The organism is Pirellula sp. SH-Sr6A (assembly GCF_001610875.1).
Classification (GTDB): Bacteria; Planctomycetota; Planctomycetia; order Pirellulales; family Pirellulaceae; genus JBKCUI01.
The window spans coordinates 5681150-5701358 of record NZ_CP011272.1 but is presented as its reverse complement, the minus strand read 5'-3'; the positions used below and the strand labels follow the sequence as shown (position 1 = coordinate 5701358).

Below are 20209 nucleotides of genomic sequence, written 5' to 3'. Positions count from 1 at the left end.
ACCGTTGGCCAGTTCCTGATTTTCTGGAACCGATTCCAACTCCGTTTCGTCTTCGAAGTATGCTATTTCATCCCCTCTGCGGACAATTTCCCTCTCCGTTTTCTAGGCAAACGAAAGGCTCGCGAAGATGATCCTGCGACGCAATCCAGTTTGGCACCTCCTGTCGACAGCGGGCTTATTTGCCTGCTGGTTAGGTTGGCTTCCCGTTCCGTCCCTGTCGGACGACCGATCGGAGGAGAGATTTCGAGAGCGTTTTGCCTTGTCAGAAGACCGAGCCAAACTTCTGAGCGAGCTGATTCCGGGCACGGAAAACTATTTCTTTTATCATTGCCTCCACTTGCAAACTTCGGGACAACTCGATGCCAGCCGCACCTACCTCAACGAATGGGGAGAAAAGCTGGGATCGACACCCCTTCGGAGCAAGCTGGAGTTTCGACAGTACTTGCTCGAATACTCTCGCAATACCGAAGCAACCAGAAAATATCTCGAACAAAATCATGGCTTGCAATTGAGCCATCCCGCCCCGCAAAAGGATGAAGCGGCAAAACTGGCAACTGCGTTGAATGAAGGGGAGTTGCAGCTGGCAGAAAGATTGAAACGGTCGTACCAAGAAAGCCGTTATACGCACATCGAAGACCCGACTCCTCTTCTTTCGCTCGGTTTGCTTCGATCGCAGACGGACAAGGCCGAGTGGATTGGAGCATTGCAACGAACCGACATTCCTGGTCTGGTCGATGTCATCGCAGAAGAATTGGCTCATCCCCAGTCGCGTGGTTTTGGGTGGGCATCTATCCATGGTGTTCTAAGCGCCGAACAACTCGATGCCCTTTTGCAGCTTGTTCCAAAGCTGCAGGAATCCTCCGCATTTATCGAGGCACGCTTGCGCCGCATCCGTCCGATCGATTACGAATCGCTAGAAAACCCTCGAGTTCGCAGCAAACATCTTAAGGAACTATGGGAGTTCGTTTCCAAGCTTCCTCCTTCTCAAAACAGCCTCAAGGCCAATGTCCTGTACCAGCAATTGCTTTTGGACGAGAAGACAGAAAACTATGACTTGGATCGCTTTTTGGCCTACTTGGCTATTCCGAATATTCGGCCCATCTCCAGGGTGGATCTGCGAGAGCGAAACCAGAACTCCTTTCCCGTTCGGTTCGACGTGGACTTTCGCGAATCTTGCGCTCTGCCCCCCATCGGTGAGGACATTTCTCTCATCGAACGATATTTGCAACAGTTCTATCGAAAAGGAGAGTCGATCGAACCATTTTCGAAATGGCTAGATCGAGATTATCTCCAAACGATTCAAGCTCGCACATCGATCTTATTTGGAATTGGCGACAGCAAGGTTCACTATGCAAAGTTTACACCTTCGCAACAACGTGAACTTCAAAACAGGATCGAGCTCCATTTTGCGGAAAACAATCCGAATGCATTTCGAGGGACAGATCAGGTTCGGCTCAACGTTTGGTTAAAGAACACACCTAAAGTCACGATCAAAATCTACAAACTCAATGCGAGAGAAATATTAACGCGAACTTCGGAGGGTATTCATGCTGGTATCGAATTGGATGGACTGGCCCCGAATGCAGAAAAGTCCTTGAGCTTTTCCGAGCCTACCGATCGATTGCATCGCGAAGAAATTCTTCTTTCCGAGCTCGAAAGCGAAGGGATTTGGGCTGTCGATTTACTCGCATCCGGGCGTCGTTGCCGAGCGTTAATTCAAAAAGGTGGATTGGTTGGACTGCATTCCTCGAGCGATTTAGGTCACGTCGTTCGTGTTTACGATCAAGACGGAAAACATGCACCCACCGCAACGGTTTGGTTCGGAGAACGCGAGTATAGCCCAGGCAAGGATGGGAGCATCGTTATCCCCTTTTCGAATGAAGATAAGGTTGAGCGTCTGATTTTGTCTCGAGGGGATTTCGCGACACGGGAGTCGTTCCGACATGCGGCGGAAAACTACTCGTTAAGATGCGCACTGCTGGGGGATCCCCAGCAGATGTTAACGGGCGCGAAACCGCGACTCGCCATCCGACCAACACTTTATTGCAACGGGCAATTGTCGACTGTTTCGCAACTTGAACAAGTTCGATTGGTCATTCGTTCCACCGACCACGATGGTATCGAGTCGGTGCAGGAGCTGGCTATTTCGCAGCTTTCCAACGATGAAGAATGGCTTCCATCCCTCATGATTCCTCCGAGACTTGCGAAGGTGGAATTGGAACTGAAAGGGAGAATCAAAAAGCTTTCGAACGATACATTTCAAGATGTTTCCAACCGCGTGGAGTTGTTGCTCAACCAAACCTCGGAGCTCGCACAGATTGCCGACGGATTTGTTCGCCAAACGCCTGAAGGTTATTTGCTGGAGGTCAAAGGTCGAAACGGCGAGCCGATCGGCCGGCAACCGCTCGACGTGCTTTGTAAACAATCCGGTGTCACTCAGCCCGCGCGATTCCGAGTGGCGACCGATGAGAATGGAATCGTTCGACTCGGAACCCTTCCGAATGTGACCTCGATTCAAGCTTCTATGCCTGGAATGGAAATACGGACTGTCCCGATCGGACCGATTGCGCCAGATTGGCCCTCCGTATTTCACTTAACAACCCACGACACCTTGGAATTGCCTCTCGTTGCGGAAATACCGATCGTCCCCTTCGGCATATCCGATATTCCGAGATTCGAGTTGAAGGAATTTCGACAGGGGCAATCCATTCGGCACCTTAAGGGAAATCTATCGCTCGACAAGAACAAGCTTGTGGTAAAGTCACTTCCACCCGGGCGTTATCTCCTTACCGACCATATTGCGAAGCAATCGATAGAGATCACCGTTAGCTCAGGAATGGATCAAGATGGTGTTGTCGCTTCCTCGGAATGGATCGCGGAATCGACAGCCCCCAAGCTTACTTGCATCCAGCCCCCTTCAATTGATCAGGAGCGACTGCGACTCCATGTGGATAATGCGACCCCTGGGGCTCGAGTTCACATCCTGGCGTCGACCTATTTGCCATCGTCGAATCCACTCTCTTCTCTTCGACGCATTGGAAATAAGCCCCAATCACAAATCCTTCCTTATGGAACCAGCCTTTTTCTTTCGTCACTGAAGCTTGATGAAGAATACCAATATGTTCTGGATCGCAGGAACTCAAAGCTTTATCCAGGGAGCTTGTTACCGGCGCCGAGTATGCTCCTGCAACCTTGGGAACTGACGAAAACGACCAACGAAACACAGTTACCCGAGGCAGGTCAAGACTTACCATCGCTCGCACCTGCATCACCGAAGATGGCCGCCGAAGATGCGAGAAATCAGGCTTCGGGCTCCATGGCGGTCGGGAGAACCGCGGAGTACGAGTTTCTCAAGTATCCGAGCTACTTAGCAAGTAATTTGAAATTAGGCGGGCAAGGCGAATTGGACTTGCCGTTGGACGCGATGAAAGAATTCAGTCAGCTTACGATTGTGGTTGTCGACGAATGGAATACCGCAAGCGTGACGATTGCATTGCCTCAACCCAATGTTGCGACAATCGATCGTCGGCTGGCGGGCCCGCTGCCAACCAGCCATCGATATGCAGAGAAAAAGTCGACGCAAATTGTGAATGCCGAGGAAGCCGTCAAGATTGCCGATGCACAAGGAACTCGTGTCAAGCTAGTTGCTTCCCTCCAAGATGTCGCCAGTATCTATCATGGTTTACTCGGGAATGATGCTGTCTTGAACCGTTGGTCACCACTCTTGGGCTGGGACAAACTTTCGCTGGAACAAAAGAAAAAGCACTACACAGAGCTTGCCAGCCATGAAGCCAATTTGTTCTTGTATCGACACGACCGTCCTTTTTTTGATGCCGTAGTCCGTCCATTCATTCGAAACAAGTCAGTGCACCAATTCGTCGACGACTACTTGCTCGAGAAGGATTTGTCAAAATACCTCGAACCTTGGCGGATGATGCGATTAAACGCCGCAGAGAAGGTGCTCCTCGCTCATCGCATTCCGGAGGTGAAGCCTCGGTTGCTGCGTTGGATGCGAGAATGGGTCGAATCGCATCCAATTCCCGCTGATCATTTGGACAGAATTTTCATGACGGCAATGCGATTGGAGAAGTCGGATTTATTAGAACGAAACTCGCTGCATATGGACTTCTCCGATGCAGGGAAGCAATGGGCCAACGGTCCGATGGGAGGGTTCGCTGGACGAAGCGATATGTATTACGAGTTGGATGAAAAGTTCGCTATCGAAGCTGGCGGAGCGGTGGACAAAGAGATGAGAGCAAAGCGTAGCCGTTCGGCGCTCCGCGGTCTGGCGGAAACCGAATTGCTTTTCAAGGATCGATTCGCACGCGGATACGAAACGATGGAATCGACGCGCAAATGGGCTGAGACTCACTATCTGCAGATTCCGCTACAGGAGCAAAGGCCTTCACTCATCCCACCAAACTCCTTTTGGATAGAGCTTCTTTCGAAGCCCTCCGATGGAGCAAACACGCTACCACTATATTTTGAGCAGGCAACCGAGACCGGCACGTCGGCTCTCATGGCCTTGGCAATGCTCGATTTACCGTTCGAACAGACCGCCGCGACCGTACAAGTTGTCGAGAACGAATGGCGAGTCGAATCTCCAACTCCCGCAGTCCTGTTCGCGAAAGGAATCCAATCGATTGAAAGCGGGAGCGAGGCTGAGAGCGTGTTGTTAAGTCAGCAGATTTACTCCGTGTCCCAAACGGCGGATCCCAACAAGCCCTGGGGCGATAAGCCGTTGGTGAAAGGTTGGATTTATCGATTGAGAAGCGTCGTTTCCAATCCCAATCCGACTCCTTGGAAAGGGCAGATCCTACAGCAATTGCCAAGTGGTGCGTTACCTTTGGCGAAAGCAAAGTTTCTCACCGCGAGCGATGTAGAAATCGCTCCGTTTGGAATTCAAGAAGTCAACTCCCTGTTTTACATGCCTGCGTCCGGTGACTTTAGCATGCTGGGAGCTCAAATTAGCCAAGATGAAAAGAGTAGCGGAGCGGCAAAGGGTATGAACCTGCGGGTTGAAGCGGTTCCGAGCGACATCGATCAATCCGAATGGTCGTATGTCGCGGCTTGGGGAAGCGGCGAACAAGTCCTCGCGTACCTCAAGGATTGCAACCTTCAAAAAACCGATTTGCAGCTCATCTTGTGGAGACTAAGCGATAAGGAATTTTATTCGAAGTGCATCCGAGTTTTGCAGGAATTGGGTAGCTTTGACCCAAGGGTTTGGGCTTATGGATGGAAGCATGATGATCGCGATCGAATTCGCGAGCACTTGAGCGGAGCTACCGAATGGATCTCGCTTGGATTCCCCTTTTTCCATTCGGATCTTGTCGATATCGATGCTGAATCCCGAATGGTATTTGAGCACTATGACTTCCGTCCCCTCGTTTTGGCTCGATTTCATGCGCTAGGAGATAAAACTCAAATATTGAACGATGCGTTTCGGGTTCAATATGATCAGGTCTTGGAGAAGATCACCTACCAACCGAATCTCGCCCCCATGGATCGCTTGAACATGGTGTACTACCTCCTTTTGCAGAATCGGATTGACGAAGCCATGGCGATGTTTGAAAAGGTCGATCGCGTCGCACTGGCGCAAAAGGAACCTCGAGCCGAAATGCAGATCGACTACATGGACGCTTATTTGGCTGTATTGAATAGGAACTACGAGTCGGCGAGCAAAACTGCAGCAAGGTATATCGACTATCCCCACGGTCGATGGGAGAGTCTGTTTCGACAGTTGCGCCGCCACATCGCTCAACGAGATGCCCTGGAATCCGGTGTCGATCTAGCGAGGGACTCCGATCCGACGGACTCTGAAAGTACGTCCGAACGCATTCTCTTTGGAGACCGTGAAACAGCCCTCGCCACGCAATCCGCATCCGAGCCTTCGTTGGAATTGCTTGAGGATGGCAATGCCGTATCGGTCCAATATCGAAACGTGGAATCTTTCGAGATTCGCTACTATCCCATCGATGTCGAGTTGCAGTTCAGCCGCTACCCGTTTCAAAGCGGGGAAAGCAAGCCATGGAGTCGAATTGAGTCGAATCGGAAAGATCGCATCACCGTCAAAAAGGAATCTCGGTTGGGAACGCATGCTCTCTCTATTCCCAACGAATTTCGAAATACCAACTTGATGCTCGAAGTTGTGACGGGAGGCATCTCGCGTAACTTGCTCCTGTATTCTCATTCGCTGCGAACTCAATTCGCTAGCAATTCCGGGCAAATCCAAGTGCTCCAGAAGGGTGGAACACGTCCGGTCGAGGGAGCTTACGTCAAGGTTTATGCTCGAGGAATGGACGGAACCGTCCGCTTTTATAAGGACGGCTATACCGATTTGCGAGGCCAGTTCGACTACACGACGGTGAGTGTCGGGGAGCTCGAAAATGTGGAACGGTTTGCCATTTTGGTTCTTCATCCTGAATGGGGAGCGGTCGTTCGGGAGGCTGCTCCGCCCAAGCGATAAACCATTGCTATTGGCGTTCATGCAGCAATTTGCTATCGACGATGCCGAGTGCAACCATAGCACGAATTGATCCGTTTCACCGTTCCGACGGGACGATAGAGAAGGGGAGTGAGCAAGGATGCTCCTTGGCAGCGTTAGATTTAGACAAGTTCTTTCGAAAACTCTCCTATCGATTGCGTATCGGTCGCTGGTATTTGTCATGTTGGTATTTGTCACGTTGGCATTTGTCAGGGTAGCCCGTGCGCAGGACAGTCCCCCGCAGACTTCACCACCTTCCACATCCGCGTCCCCTTTGATTCCGTCGTTGGAGAGTCCGGGCAGCGTTCGGCCGAGCGCTGCGCCGAAAGCATTGCAAGAATTCTCGCTTCCGAAAAATGCAGGTCAACAATGGGTGGAATATGACATTCGGCCCTTTACGAAAAACGTCAAGGGAATTGATAAGCCGCAGCAGTGGCTAGTCGATTGGATCCTCCGAGAAACGGGTAGCGATGCTTGGTTTCAAGAGCCTTTCGGGGTTTTGAACAGCGACAAGGAAACGTTGCGTGTGTACCACACCCCGGAGATGCAAAAGAAGGTTGCAGCGATTTACGAAAAGTTTGTCAATGGTACGAGCGAACCTCAGATCTTTGGACTTCGCATCATCACCATCTCCAATCCGAACTGGCGTTCCCGGGCGTTCGGCCTCATGCGCTCCGTACCATCGGATTCGGCTGGCGTCTCCGCTTGGTTGATGCCCAAGGAAAATGGAGCGATCTTCTTAGCCCAGTTGCGTGAGCGATCCGATGCACGCGAATTGCAAGCGGTCGAGATCCCACTTTACAACGGTCAATTGCAGCATATGGAACAACTCCGCTCTCGCAATTACCTCAAGGAATTTGTCCGCAATCCCGCCGTCGCCTTTCCACCTTACCAACCAGTCACCGATGAAATTCGCGAGGGATTCAAACTCCAAGTAAGTCCCCTCCTCAGCTTGGATGGGCGTTCTGCGGATCTGTTGCTTCAATGCGAGATCGACCAAGTCGAGAGACTGAATTCGGTCAAAATCGACCTTCCCCTAAGTCCCAATCAAGTCCAAAGCGTGCAGATCGAGGTGCCACAAGTCGTCTCGTGGCGTCTTCGAGAACGATTTGTTTGGCCGACCGATCAAGTCCTCTTGCTATCGTGTGGTGTCGTAGCAACGCCATCTGGTCCAGTTGACAACACCTTGGTGGGAAATCCGCCCACCTTGTTCGGACTCAATCGCATCATCCCACCGGTCGGACAAAGAAACGATGCATTGCTCTGGATTGAGTACAAAGGGACCGCGTCGAACCATCTATCCGCGCCTGCTCCGACGGGTCAAACACCTCAGGGAACCAACCCTCAACAAGCCTCCAATCCTTTGTCGCGAGGCCGTTACTAGCGAACCACCGCGTCCGAACCCACACCGCTAGACGAGGAACTTCCATTGACCATCAACCCTTATCACTCCCAATCATCGGGCTCGGATATTCCCGAGTTCCCATCTTCAGAAACGAAAGAGTTACGGGACACTTTCGAGTCCCTTTCGCGATGGCAACTACTCGTCGCCATTCTAGGGGTGCTCATTACGGCTTTTTGGACGATCGTTCCAATGGTTCAATTTCTAGCCTACCGATTCTCCAACGCACGAGGGATACGTAGTCTCTTGTTGGTGACGATCTACTTCGGGTTTTCGATCCTGATGTACGCGATTCCCACGTGGAAACTTTTTCAAGCCATCCAATCGCTAAGGCGTTACCGCAGCAGAAGTTCGTCTGTCCTAGAAGTCGTCCAAGGACAGTTGTCTTTCTGGAGGACAGTCGGATGGATCGCAATGCTCCTGGTTGCCTATTACTTGTTCGCGATTCTCTACTCGCTATTTTATGGATTCGGTGTCCGACCGTTTTAAGCACAACGATGAATCGAATTACATTCATTGCTCTCCTCGGTTGCTTGCTCTCGTTAGGCGTTGGCTGCAAGATGTCGGCACCTATCTACACGTGGCAGGCCGCAATGGTCCCTCGTCCGGGCCCAGTGAAGGTAGCGGTCGGCCCAGTGGGAATCGCATCGCGCGCACAACGAACGAGCGATTTGCTCAACGCAGACCTTCAAGAAGCTGCATCGAAACTGCAGTTCGCTCTGCAATCAACCGAACCAGATCAAGCTGCCAATCTTCTCGCGATCCATCCGCCCGAATTGGAGCGAGTGAGCTTGATCCAACTCGTATCCTATGACGCTCAGCCCAACGATTCCGCGACCATTGGCGCTGCGAGAACGGTAGGAGCCGACTTTATCTTGCAGGGGAACATCGTCAATGCGAAGCTAAAACAAGACGAAGCACCGAAGCGCAAAACACTGAAGACCATGCTTTTCGGCGAAAAGAAGATTCCCGAGTATGTCGTGACTCATTGGACTATTACCGACGTCGCATCGGGACAACGGGTTGCGGAAAAAACGCTCCACTTCGATTTACCATCCGCGGAGAAGCGGTACTTTGATCTGGGATACCATATTCCAGGTAACGACGGCCGAGTTTTGATGGCATCATCGCGCGCTGCCTGGGAATTGGTGGCCTCCACTCCCGTTCGCACCGAAGCGATGCTCGATCTTCCGTGGTTTTGGATCGGCTCATCGCAAGTGCGCAAAGGAAATGGGTTTGCCAAGCAAGGACGATGGGATCTCGCAGAACGGGAATGGCAGGAGGTAGCCGATCGCCATCCCACCAACAAAGCAGCTTGGACGAATCTCTCCATCGCTGCAGCTGCTAAAGAAGATTTCGAATTAGCGAGAAATCGTGTCCGACATTCTGACACATATTGGCCGGGTGACTCGACATTCAAAACAAAATTGTGGATAGAAAAGCATCAGCGAGAATACCATCAGGCGTTTGGGATCGCACCGCCTCCGGACGGGTGGGAGTTCCCCGATGCGACCATTGCGACTCACGATGGCTTGCCCGATTCAAAAGACATTTATCGATAATCCCGTGGCACGACAATTTGTCATCTTGGTAATACATCCTCTCGTTGAGCGCGCACCGCAAGGGTTGTCTGTGGCCCCTCAGCCTGTTATGGTTGTTTGACATCATTCGTTTTAAGGTTGTGCTTAAGACTTACGTTTCAAACAAAGTCGCGATGGACATGTCGTGGCATGAACCAGTTCCAGGACGATGACGAAACTTGAGCAAGTTAAGATTTCACTGATAAGTTTGCATGGCTTGATTCGAGCGCACGATCCCGAGTTGGGACGGGATGCAGACACCGGTGGCCAAGTGAAGTACGTATTGGAGTTAGCTGCAGAGCTTTCTCGACATCCACAAGTGCGCGAAGTGGAATTGATCACGCGACAAATTATCGATCCGCGCGTGGGCCCCGAATATGGGATAGTAGAAGAACCGATAACGGAACGCGCTAAGATCATTCGAATTCCGTTTGGACCTCAGCGGTATCTGCGTAAAGAGTTGTTATGGCCGTATATAGAACTGTTTGTGGATCAAGTTCTCGCCCATTTCAAACGAACAGGATTGCCAGACATCCTTCATGGTCACTATGCAGATGCGGGGCTTGCTGGGGCTCAGCTCGCGAGGCTTTTGCATATCCCCTATGTTTTTACCGGGCATTCCCTTGGACGTGTCAAGCGTGAGAGACTGTCGGTAAATGCGAAAGACTTGGAACAACTCGACAAAAAGTACCACTTCAAACCTCGTATCGAGGCGGAAGAGATAGCCCTCGAAACTGCGACCATGGTGGTCACGAGCACCAATCAAGAGGTCGACGCGCAATATGCGGTGTACGATCATTATGTACCAGGTCGCATGGAGGTTATCCCGCCTGGAGTCGATCTTCATCTGTTCTCGCCACCTACCGAAGCGTGGGAAACTCCTGCGATCGATGCTAGGATTCGCGCATTCCTTCGCGAGCCTGAGAAGCCTATGATTTTGGCGATGTCACGACCGGATGAGCGAAAGAACATCCCCACGCTGGTGCGAGTATTTGGTGAAAGTCGGGAGCTGAGAGAGCGTGCGAATCTGGTCTTGATCCTAGGCACCCGAAGCGATCTCGACAGTCTTCCGTCGAGTCAACAAGATGTGTTCCTAGAGCTTTTAACACTCATCGACATGTACGATCTCTACGGACAAGTTGCCTATCCGAAATGGCACTCACCGAATGAGGTTCCAGACCTTTATCGGCTAGCAGTCCATCGTCGCGGATTATTCATCAATCCAGCGCTCACAGAACCATTCGGCCTCACGTTGCTCGAAGCGGCTGCGACGGGATTGCCAGTCGTCGCGACGAATGATGGCGGTCCCAGGGACATTCTTGCCAATTGTCAAAACGGTTTGTTGATCGATCCTCTCGACCAGAAGAATATCGAGAAATCGCTGCTCCGGGTATTAACCGAGCCTGTTCCATGGCAGGAATGGTCCGAGAACGGAATCCGTGGAGTTCATCAACACTACACCTGGAAACAACACGCAGATCGATATCTGAGAGATTTGGCAGACATACTCGAGAACTCACCATCCCCGGTCTTATGCAAACTCTCCGCCAATCGACGTCTCCCGAGTTTTGATCGTTTGTTGATTACCGATTTGGACAATACGCTAACAGGTGACGACGATGCGCTGCGTGAATTGGTCGATCGGGTTTGCAATCTGGATTATGTCGGTTTTGGAATTGCCACCGGCCGTCCCTTGAAGAGCGCGTTGGAGTTGATCGAATCGTTAAGGCTCCCAAGGCCCGATTTGATTCAATCGGATGCGGGGACTCAATTGCATTATGGAAAAGGATTAGCTCCCGATGTGAGTTGGCAGAAGCAGATCGGCTATGCGTGGAGACCAGACGAAGTTCGATCGATTCTCGATGCACAACCGGGATTGTCCTTACAGCCTGATGAACACCAATCGCATTACAAGGTGAGTTATTTATGGGATAGCAAAAATGCTCCCAGTATCGCAAAAATCAAAAAAATCCTGCGCGAAGCGGGTGTGCGGGCTAAGGTTCTATTGTCTCTCGGAATGTATTTGGATGTTATTCCCGTCCGGGGCGGGAGCGACCTTTCCTTGCGGCATGTTCTATGGAAATGGGGATTCTCGCCGGAGAATGTCTTGGTGGCCGGAGATTCGGGAAACGACGAAGGGATGCTCACCGGGCGAACCCTGGGTGTGGTTGTTTCGAATTACAGCTCAGAGCTAGAGCGATTGCGAAACAGGCCTCGCATTTACTTCGCATCAGCACCGCATGCACGAGGGATTCTCGAAGGTGTTGACTACTATCACTTCTTAGACCAAATCGTCATTCCGAATGATCACATCGACTGACCCGCTATCCCTCGACCTAGCCTTGGAGGCTGAACTGTCCTTGAGGCGATTGGCACGGCGATTGGATGCGTTTTGGATGCGATTGAGGGTCGAAGAGACGAACATCGTCCGAGTGGAGTTCGAGGAACGCCTCCAGGAATACTGGTCGACATTGTTTCAACTGTTGTTCGAGCTCTATGGATCTCGATATGACTTTATCTATCATTTGGAATGTACCCTAGAGATTCTGATTGAAGCGTGGGTTTCTCGCGATCCAGCTCTTCAGAAAGTGGATCGCCAAAGGATCAATCACCCCGATTGGTTTGAGAGCGAGCGCATCGTAGGAGGCGCGCTGTACGTCGATTTATTCAGCGAAAATCTTGGCAAACTGAGGCAGTGTATACCCTACTTTCAGGAGCTTGGGATTACCTATCTGCACCTGATGCCTCTCTTCGCCGTTCGACCGGGAAACAACGACGGTGGTTATGCGATCAGCAATTACCGATCGGTAGATCCTCGCCTCGGCACGATTGACGATCTCAAGGCATTGGCCGCAGACTTGCGCGAAGCAGGTATATGCCTCGTTCTTGACTTTGTATTCAACCACACTTCCGATGATCATCAATGGGCGCGTGCCGCACAGGGAGGAGATAGAGAGTTTGAACAGTACTACTACATCTTTCCTAACGCAGAGATCCCCAGTCAGTATGAACGGACCTTGCGAGAGATATTCCCTGCCGTGCGCCGTGGTAATTTCACGCGTCATGATGGAATGGGAAAATATGTCTGGACGACATTCAACAGCTTCCAGTGGGATCTCAATTACAGCAATCCGAGCGTATTCAACGCGATGCTGAATGAAATGCTATTCATTGCGAACACAGGGGTGGACATTCTGCGGCTGGATGCCGTCGCCTTTATCTGGAAGCAAATGGGAACAAGTTGCGAAAACTTGCCGCAAGCCCACACATTGGTTCGCGCGTACAATCTTTGTGCTCGAATCGCAACACCTGGATTGTTATTCAAGTCGGAGGCTATCGTTCATCCCGATGAGGTCGTGCGATATATCGATCCGATGGAATGCCAGATTTCTTATAATCCTACTTTGATGGCATTGCTGTGGGAGTCACTTGCAACTCGCAAGACGGATCTACTGGTACGATCTCTCAGCCATCGTCATCGCCTACCATCTGGAACGGCATGGGTCAATTATCTTCGATGTCACGACGATATCGGATGGACGTTTGACGATGCCGATGCAACGGCCATCGGTATCAACGCTTACGACCACCGACAGTTCCTCAACGCCTTTTATACCGGTCAGTTTCCTGGTTCGTTTGCCCACGGAATTCCTTTTCAGCACGATGTGAAGACGGGAGACATGCGGATCAGCGGTACGCTCGCATCGCTCGCGGGACTCGAACAAGCCATCGAACGAAACGACGAACGTCTCAAGGAATTGGCCATCCGACGGATGTTACTTTTGCAGGGACTGACGCTCAGCATTGGAGGCATCCCTCTCTTGTATATGGGTGAGGAGTGGGCGACGTTGAACGACTACGATTTTGTGAAAGACCCTGCGAAGGCGGGAGATACACGCTGGGTCCATCGCCCCAAGATGCGTTGGGAATACGTGCAGGAACTCGATGAATCAATGAGTCAGGATACGTCGCTCCGAAAACGCGTTTTCCGTTCATTGCAACGTATGATCCGGCTTCGGAAGGCAAATCCGGCGTTTGCGGCCCAGGAAATGGAATTGATGCAGCAACCCAATTCTCATCTTTTCGCGTTTGTTCGACGTCACTTGGGAAATCAGACGATCGTCATCGCGAATTTTTCCGAGGACGCGCAAACCATGTCGGGCAATGTACTACGAACGTTTGGATTCGGACGTTTTTTTCGAGACCAGTTGACCGACCGAACCATCGGTACTTCGGAGTCCATTTCGATCGATCCCCTTCAATTGATGTGGTTGGTGAGAGCTTAACCGATGGAAAACTTACTACCTTACGCGCCAGCGTTGCCCAATCCTCGCGCTTTGGCTACGGATTTGGACGGTACTTTGATTCCATTGCCAGAGACCGAAACGCATCAGGCGGACCTACTATCCCTGAAGCAGTTGCTCGAGAAGAATCGAATTCCCCTGGTGTTTGCAACGGGTCGACATCTCGCATCGATCATTACGGCGATCGATGCCTTTTCACTTCCCATTCCCGATTGCATCATCGCCGATGTTGGCACGACTATTTATGAACGAACCGAAAAAGGTTGGGCGCCAATCATTTCCTATGCTCATCATCTCGCAGCGAGCCTAGATGGCGTGTCACTCCTCGAGATCGAACAACTCTTTCAAAAGTATGATGCATTGACGTTGCAATCATTCGAGAACCAATCGCGATTCAAGCTCAGTTATGAATGCTCTCAGGATTCAACCTTCGAATTAGCGAAACATCTGCAGCTCGAATTGGATTCGATCGCCGCCCCGTATGCAATTACTGCAAGCCTAGCTCCATTTGCAACACATGGGCTCATCGATGTATTACCCCGATCCGCCTCGAAAGCATCGGCGTTGCGATGGTGGGCACAGCAGATGGGGTGGGATTTTGGATCGTTACTTTTTGCTGGGGATTCAGGCAACGACTTGGCCGCTCTCACATCAGGCTTTCGATCCATTCTTGTGGCCAACGCGGATCCTGAGCTTGTCGAACAAGTGAAAGCGTCACATCAGATTGCGGGCTGGAACGATCGACTTTATATCGCTAAGCAATCAGCGACCAGCGGAGTCCTGGAAGGCTGTAGATGGTTTGGTGTCATCTAGTCCGAGCCTTTCCCCGCCATCGCGGGCGACCGATCTCGTATGGGTTAGGGCCGTGAACTATAATCGCAGCGATCTTTTCAAGGTTTTACCCTCCTTGCTTTGCGAAGAATGTCATGAAGAAACTTTCTCATTCACGTCGCGGTTTTCTTGCTTCGGCCGTGGCAGGTGCCGGTTTCACTCTTGGAGCGAGTGTTCAATCAGATGCTAGTCCCATTCTGCCCGAGGGATTCCAGGAGCCCCCTCGATCCCTCCCTTTGAACTCCTCGTTCGATGTGATTGTTTGTGGCGCAGGACCGGCAGGCGTAACAGCTGCGATCCATGCGGCGAGGGGTGGCGCCAAAGTTCTTCTGCTGGAGGCCCATGGCGCATTGGGTGGAGTCTGGACCTCCTCCCTCTTAGGATTCTTGTTGGATTTCGACAAACCAGGATTCAACGTGGAATTGGTGGAACACCTACGACGCCACAATGCGATTCTCGGCGATGGCATGAATTGGCTCAGCTACCACCCGGAGGAGATGAAATGGATACTTGAAGAACTCTGCATGTCGACCGGGGTGAGCGTTCGTTTTCATACGCGGGTCGTCGCCACGCATTTGGATGGCAAACGATTATCAACGGTGATCACCGAATCCAAAAGTGGTCGCGAGGCTTGGAGTGCCGCCGTCTTTATCGATGCAACGGGGGATGGCGATGTCGGGGCATTAGCGGGTTGTGAATTTGAAATTGGGGAGGCCAAAGATTGCCCCTGTCAACCGATGAGCATGAACGCATTGATCCTTGTGAAGGACGCGTCGGCCATCCAAGAATGTATCCATAGCACAGGGATAACTGCGAAGGGATCCAACATCGCCAACAAAGCCTATCTTGCGGAAATACGACGAGCGGGTGTGGAGCCAAGCTATGGTTCTCCAGCTTTGTTTCCGATCCGGGACAATCTTCTTTTGACCATGATCAATCACGAATACGGGGTCAATGCGACCGATGCAGATGCGGTTAGCAAAGCAACGATTCGTGCTCGGAGTGAATTGCATAAAATTGTCCGGGCTCTGAGGAACCTGGGTGGGCGTTGGGAAGGTGTTCAGATTGTCGCGACGCCAGAACAAATCGGGATACGAGATGGTAGACGAATCCGTGGCCGATATACCGTTCAAAAGGAGGATTTGCTCAAGGGGTCTCGTCACGCCGACGCAGTGGTCCAAGCGACTTTTCCTGTCGATATCCATGCCTTGTCGAAAACGGACAAACCATTTGGCAATCAAGGTGTTCGAGCCCTTCCCTACGATATTCCGCTGCGTGCGTTGATCGCCAAGGAGGTCGACGGATTGATGATGGCGGGACGATGTATTAGCGGAGACTTCATCGCTCACGCGAGTTATCGTGTCACCGGCAATGCGGTCGCGATGGGGGAAGCGGCCGGTACTGTTTCTGCCCTGGCCGCCCTGACACGACGGGCTCCGCATGAGATCAGTTGGAAAGAGGGCAAAGAGGCACTAGCGAAGATGCGTCAGACACCATGAGCCGTTTTATCAGCTCGATTCCAGCCCCTGAGTTCGCCAGCGTTTAGGGGGCGAGGCGCTCGATGGTCCAAGGGCCGTTTCCTTCGAAGCGCTGATATCGGAAGCGATCGTGCAATCGCGAGGGTCGGCCCTGCCAAAACTCTATTTCTCGAGGAATGAGCCGATAACCACCCCAATGGGCCGGACGAGGAATCGGGCGTCCTTCATATTCTCGTTCCAATTGATCCACATGCTCTTGGAGATCCTGAGAAGGAGGGAGAATTTTGGATTGCGGCGATGCGATCGCCCCTAATTGGCTCGATCGAGGTCGCGCTGCAAAGTATTGGTCCGACATCTCCACCGATGTCTTCGACACGGTGCCACGAACCCTGACTTGCCGCTCGAAACAGGGCCAGAAGAAATGGAGTGAAGCGTTTGGATTCTCTGCCAGTTGTTGGCCTTTCTCCGATTCGTAGTTGGTAAAGAAGCAAAACCCCTCATCAATCCCTTTTAGCAATACAGTTCGGGAAGCAACCCCCCCGTCCACGGCGCGCGTCGACAGGGTCATGGCATTGGATTCAAACCACTCAGGCAACTCCGCAGATTGCAACTCTACCCACCAATGTTGGAACAAGGTGAGCGGGCAATCTGGCAACTCTTCGCGTCGAAGCGAGCCGAATGTGTAGTTTCGTCGAAGATCTTGCAAGTTCATTCCAATTCCTTATCTCACTCTTCGAACTTGAGTACTGAGGATCGAGGTTGCGTCATGGGGCTCTCCCGATAGTAAAGCTTAACGACCTTCGTTGTTTCCTCAACCGAGACCACCTTTTGCCATTCACCGGATTGGCACATTTTTTGCTTCATTTGAGAACCCTAGTTGGCTTTCGGTTGTCATTCTGACAATCGCAACAGTTGCCAGCTTGAAAATTTGCCGAAACCATACCGACCATCTCGGGGGCTGAAGAGAAGGGGGATTCACTATGAGTCGTTGGAAAGAACAATCCGCTGGCCCTGAGGTCTCCCGCATCTCGTTAGCCGGAACCGTACTTGTCGCTGCGCCAAATTGGACCGATGCAATGTTTGGCAGGTCGGTTTGTATTGTGGTCGAACATTCTGCTCAACAGGCTATCGGGATTGTCCTGAATAAGCGTCTGGAGATGGACATCAGTCCTGTCTGGAATTTCATTATGGAGGGTGCGAACCATGAAATGGCAATCGCCGCTCCGCACATCAATTTCGGAGGTCCGCAGAGCGGTCCGATTGTTGCCCTTCATCAAGACAAAACGCTGGCCGAAGGGGGGAACGAATTCGGAGTGTATTTGGCCGCGCAAGCCGATCACTTGAAGCAACTGTTCACCGCGAGCCAAAACCCATTTCGCCTTTATATCGGTCACGCGCACTGGGGCCCCCTTGAGTTGGAACAACAAATCGTCGACGGAGCTTGGCATGTTCTCCCTGCGGTCCCTGAGCTAGTCTTCGACGATGAATCGACGATGTGGCACCGGGCCGTTCGAACGATCGGCAACAATGTCCTCGAAAGCATTACGGGACTTCCTGCGTCTCGCGTGGTGGGACTGCTGAACTAGTTAGATCGGGTGGACGCTAGCCGGTATGCGATTGGCGTTTTCCATTGGCAAGAATTCCGCTTCTAGACGGGCCAGCATATCGTCGTCGAGAGCGTGCTCGAGCATATCGGCTCCCCGATCCAGCGCGGTCGGGGAGAGATCGGCTAAGTTGGAAAAGTAGATCTCTAGCAACCGATGCCGCCGCACGGCTTTCGTCGATTCTTGGATGCCGCGAGCGGTCAAGACAATGTCCCCTTGGCTGTTCCGATTTCCCAGCCCCTTTCGGCACAAGATATCGATCGTGCGTCGCAATCGGCTGCCTCCCCAAGAACCCATCTGGATAAGTGCACTGGGTGAGACTCCTTCGGACCGAATCTGACCGTGCGGCTGCGGCGCAACACCTCTGGATTCAAGCACTTCGAAAACAGCGCGAAGCAGGTGCTCCGTATCCGCTCGATGTTGAGCCAAGTAATGCGACCAAGCCTTCCACAGAATGCCTTTCTGTGTACCAAACAGAAAGCTGAGTAGGAAAAAAAATGTCGCGGCAAGGACAATCGACGGACCTGTCGGCAATCGCTCCAACCAGAGGCTCCCCAGTGACCCCATCACACCTGCCATGCCACCAATCGCCGCACTCAACCAAACCGTACGCCCCAGCTGCTCGGTCCAAAAGCGAGCGCAGACCGGCGGAATCACCATCAAAGCCACAACGAGAATGACCCCTACAACATTCGCTCCGACAATGACAACCAGGAGCACCGAAGTCATCAAAAGAAGGTCAAGCCAGGACACAGGCCACCCGTTTGCGGCGGCGAAAGCACTGTCGAAGCAGAGGAGTTGCAATTCTTTTCGAAACAAAACCAACATGCCAAGCACTAAGGTTGTCGCGATCCAAATCATGTGAAAGTCGAGTGTCACGATGGAGGCGGTCTTCCCGAGAATGAAATTCTCAAGGCCCGCGGCGTTACCGTCTGGCAGCTGCTGCACAACACTGAAAAGCACCATGCCGAATCCAAAGAAGACGCTTAAAACGATGCCGAGAATTGCATCGGGTTTGAGTTTGGTATACCGCCCCAACACCAAGACACTCAGCGACCCCATCCCTCCGGAAATCGCGGCTCCCAATAATAAGAAGAGTAGACTTTTCCCATCCCCTCCCGCGAGAACTTGGAGGAGAAACGACAACGCGATGCCAGGCAAAGCAGCGTGACAGATGGTGTCGCCGATCAGGGACTTGCGCCGCAATAGCAGGTAAACGCCGACGGCGCCGGCTAGACAGCCGAGCGTCCCAGCGCTGATCGTAACAAGACGGGTATTGAAGTCGAACATGACGCCCAGTATACGCGCGACCGGTAGGATCGGTCCATCACAGCCCAGCACGTTCATCGTCCACAATATGGCGGTAGACTTGCCAAGTCTCCTCGGCACAACGTTTCCAGGAGAATTCTCCCGCTCGCTGCTCCCCCAAACGCACAAATTCCGATCGCAGGGACTCGAATTCCCAGAGGGAGTCGATCGCGTGACTAACTTCCTCTGGACGTTCTGGATCGACGAGAAACCCAGCCTCCCCCACGACTTCTGGGAGTGAGCTACGATTCGATGAGATCACAGGGCAGCCCAACCCCATCGCTTCGAGCGGGGGAATACCAAATCCTTCGTACAGCGACAGGCAGACAAAACAAAACGCATGGGAATAAAGCGCTGCCAGCGAAAGATCGTCCGCGTTGAGGGAGTGGATGGGGAATTCCGCTCCCAGTTCGTTACCATATCCCGCGCGTTCCGCTGGGGTAAAGGGCTCTCCCCCGACACAGACGATCCCTTCGATTTCCTTCTTGTAGCGAGACTGATTCAACGCGTGAATGAGTCCCTGAAAATTTTTGTAACCATGCCGTGCACCGACCCATAGGATGAATCGACCACGCGCAATCGGGGTCGTTTTCGTCAACAACTCCCATCGCTTTGAGATGGCTTCCTGGGTGAAACGGCAGTGCAAATCGGAGGCGAGTGGGACCACGGTGATGCGATTTGGGGAGACTTGAAGCCACTCCACCATGTCGCGTTTCGTACACTCGGAAATCGCGATTAGATGACTCGCATTCTCCGCGCAGACTTTTTTGATTGGTAACAGCTTTTGCTTGTTCGCAATCTTTTCATGGATCATGTCGTAGAAGGTAACGACATTGGGAACCGACCAATCTACGTCAACTTTGGGGTAGTACGTCCAGTGCCGTATATCCACCCGCTGATTGCGCAGTGGGCGGCTGACTCGGTTCAGGAAACGCAAAACATTTCCCGCTCCGCGAAACTTTGGGAGGTAGTAAGGAGCAATTCGTGGGTGCAACAGGCTGGTTTTATCTCGCAGGTTCGCTTTATCTCGCAGGTAGGTGCAGCAGTGCACCCAAGCGTCGACAGTCGCATCGCAGTCGGAACGTTGCTGGAGCTGTGCGAACAATTCCGAAAAGTAACGCCCTATCCCTCCCTTGGCTTGGTATTCGAAAATATCGCTGGTGAATGAAACCCGAATCGATCCCAAATTACCCTCCATGGCTACACTCCTCGCGACAG

12 protein-coding genes are annotated in these 20209 nt (G+C 52.1%); 9 read left to right on the top strand and 3 right to left on the bottom strand.

Annotated elements, in window-relative coordinates:
* Nucleotides 1–127 precede the first annotated feature (127 nt).
* The 8 genes from VN12_RS22040 (at nucleotide 128) to VN12_RS22005 (ending at nucleotide 16100) form a co-directional block, all read left to right on the top strand.
* Nucleotides 128–6466 carry a hypothetical protein gene (locus VN12_RS22040; protein WP_146678825.1) on the top strand — a complete coding sequence of 2113 codons (6339 nt, stop codon included), beginning with the start codon at nucleotides 128–130 and terminating at the stop codon, nucleotides 6464–6466.
* Nucleotides 6467–6665: 199 nt separating this feature from the next.
* Complete coding sequence (locus VN12_RS22035; RefSeq protein ID WP_146678824.1) at nucleotides 6666–7868, top strand: hypothetical protein; 1203 nt, start codon at nucleotides 6666–6668, stop codon at nucleotides 7866–7868.
* 45 nt (nucleotides 7869–7913) lie between these two features.
* Nucleotides 7914–8375, top strand: a complete 462-nt coding sequence (locus VN12_RS22030) for a hypothetical protein (RefSeq protein WP_146678823.1) — start codon at nucleotides 7914–7916, stop codon at nucleotides 8373–8375.
* Between the two features lie 8 nt (nucleotides 8376–8383).
* Nucleotides 8384–9448 carry a tetratricopeptide repeat protein gene (locus VN12_RS22025; RefSeq protein ID WP_146678822.1) on the top strand — a complete coding sequence of 355 codons (1065 nt, stop codon included), beginning with the start codon at nucleotides 8384–8386 and terminating at the stop codon, nucleotides 9446–9448.
* A gap of 187 nt (nucleotides 9449–9635) precedes the next feature.
* Nucleotides 9636–11786 carry an HAD-IIB family hydrolase gene (locus VN12_RS22020; protein ID WP_146678821.1) on the top strand — a complete coding sequence of 717 codons (2151 nt, stop codon included), beginning with the start codon at nucleotides 9636–9638 and terminating at the stop codon, nucleotides 11784–11786.
* Entirely contained in the window at nucleotides 11770–13752 is a 1983-nt protein-coding gene (locus VN12_RS22015) for an alpha-amylase family protein (protein ID WP_146678820.1), read from the top strand. The genes VN12_RS22020 and VN12_RS22015 overlap by 17 nt, the downstream gene beginning before the upstream one ends.
* Before the next feature lie 3 nt (nucleotides 13753–13755).
* A complete protein-coding gene (locus tag VN12_RS22010; RefSeq protein ID WP_146678819.1) occupies nucleotides 13756–14583 on the top strand; it encodes an HAD-IIB family hydrolase in 828 nt (275 codons plus the stop codon).
* Between the two features lie 113 nt (nucleotides 14584–14696).
* Nucleotides 14697–16100: an FAD-dependent oxidoreductase gene (locus tag VN12_RS22005; protein WP_146678818.1), complete on the top strand. Its 1404-nt coding sequence runs from the start codon at nucleotides 14697–14699 to the stop codon at nucleotides 16098–16100.
* Between the two features lie 43 nt (nucleotides 16101–16143).
* Here the strand turns inward: VN12_RS22005 and pdxH are convergent, their stop codons facing one another.
* Nucleotides 16144–16791 carry a pyridoxamine 5'-phosphate oxidase gene (gene pdxH, locus VN12_RS22000; protein WP_146678817.1) on the bottom strand — a complete coding sequence of 216 codons (648 nt, stop codon included), beginning with the start codon at nucleotides 16789–16791 and terminating at the stop codon, nucleotides 16144–16146.
* A gap of 268 nt (nucleotides 16792–17059) precedes the next feature.
* On the opposite strand from pdxH, the gene VN12_RS21995 reads away from it, so the two are divergent.
* Entirely contained in the window at nucleotides 17060–17665 is a 606-nt protein-coding gene (locus VN12_RS21995; RefSeq protein ID WP_146678816.1) for a YqgE/AlgH family protein, read from the top strand.
* Here VN12_RS21995 and VN12_RS21990 read toward each other — a convergent pair whose 3' ends face one another.
* Nucleotides 17666–19072: a metal ABC transporter permease gene (locus VN12_RS21990; protein ID WP_168164572.1), complete on the bottom strand. Its 1407-nt coding sequence runs from the start codon at nucleotides 19070–19072 to the stop codon at nucleotides 17666–17668.
* On the bottom strand, nucleotides 19011–20189 hold the full coding sequence (locus tag VN12_RS21985) for a glycosyltransferase family 4 protein (RefSeq protein WP_146678814.1): 1179 nt from the start codon (nucleotides 20187–20189) through the stop codon (nucleotides 19011–19013). The genes VN12_RS21990 and VN12_RS21985 overlap by 62 nt, the downstream gene beginning before the upstream one ends.
* Nucleotides 20190–20209 lie beyond the last annotated feature (20 nt).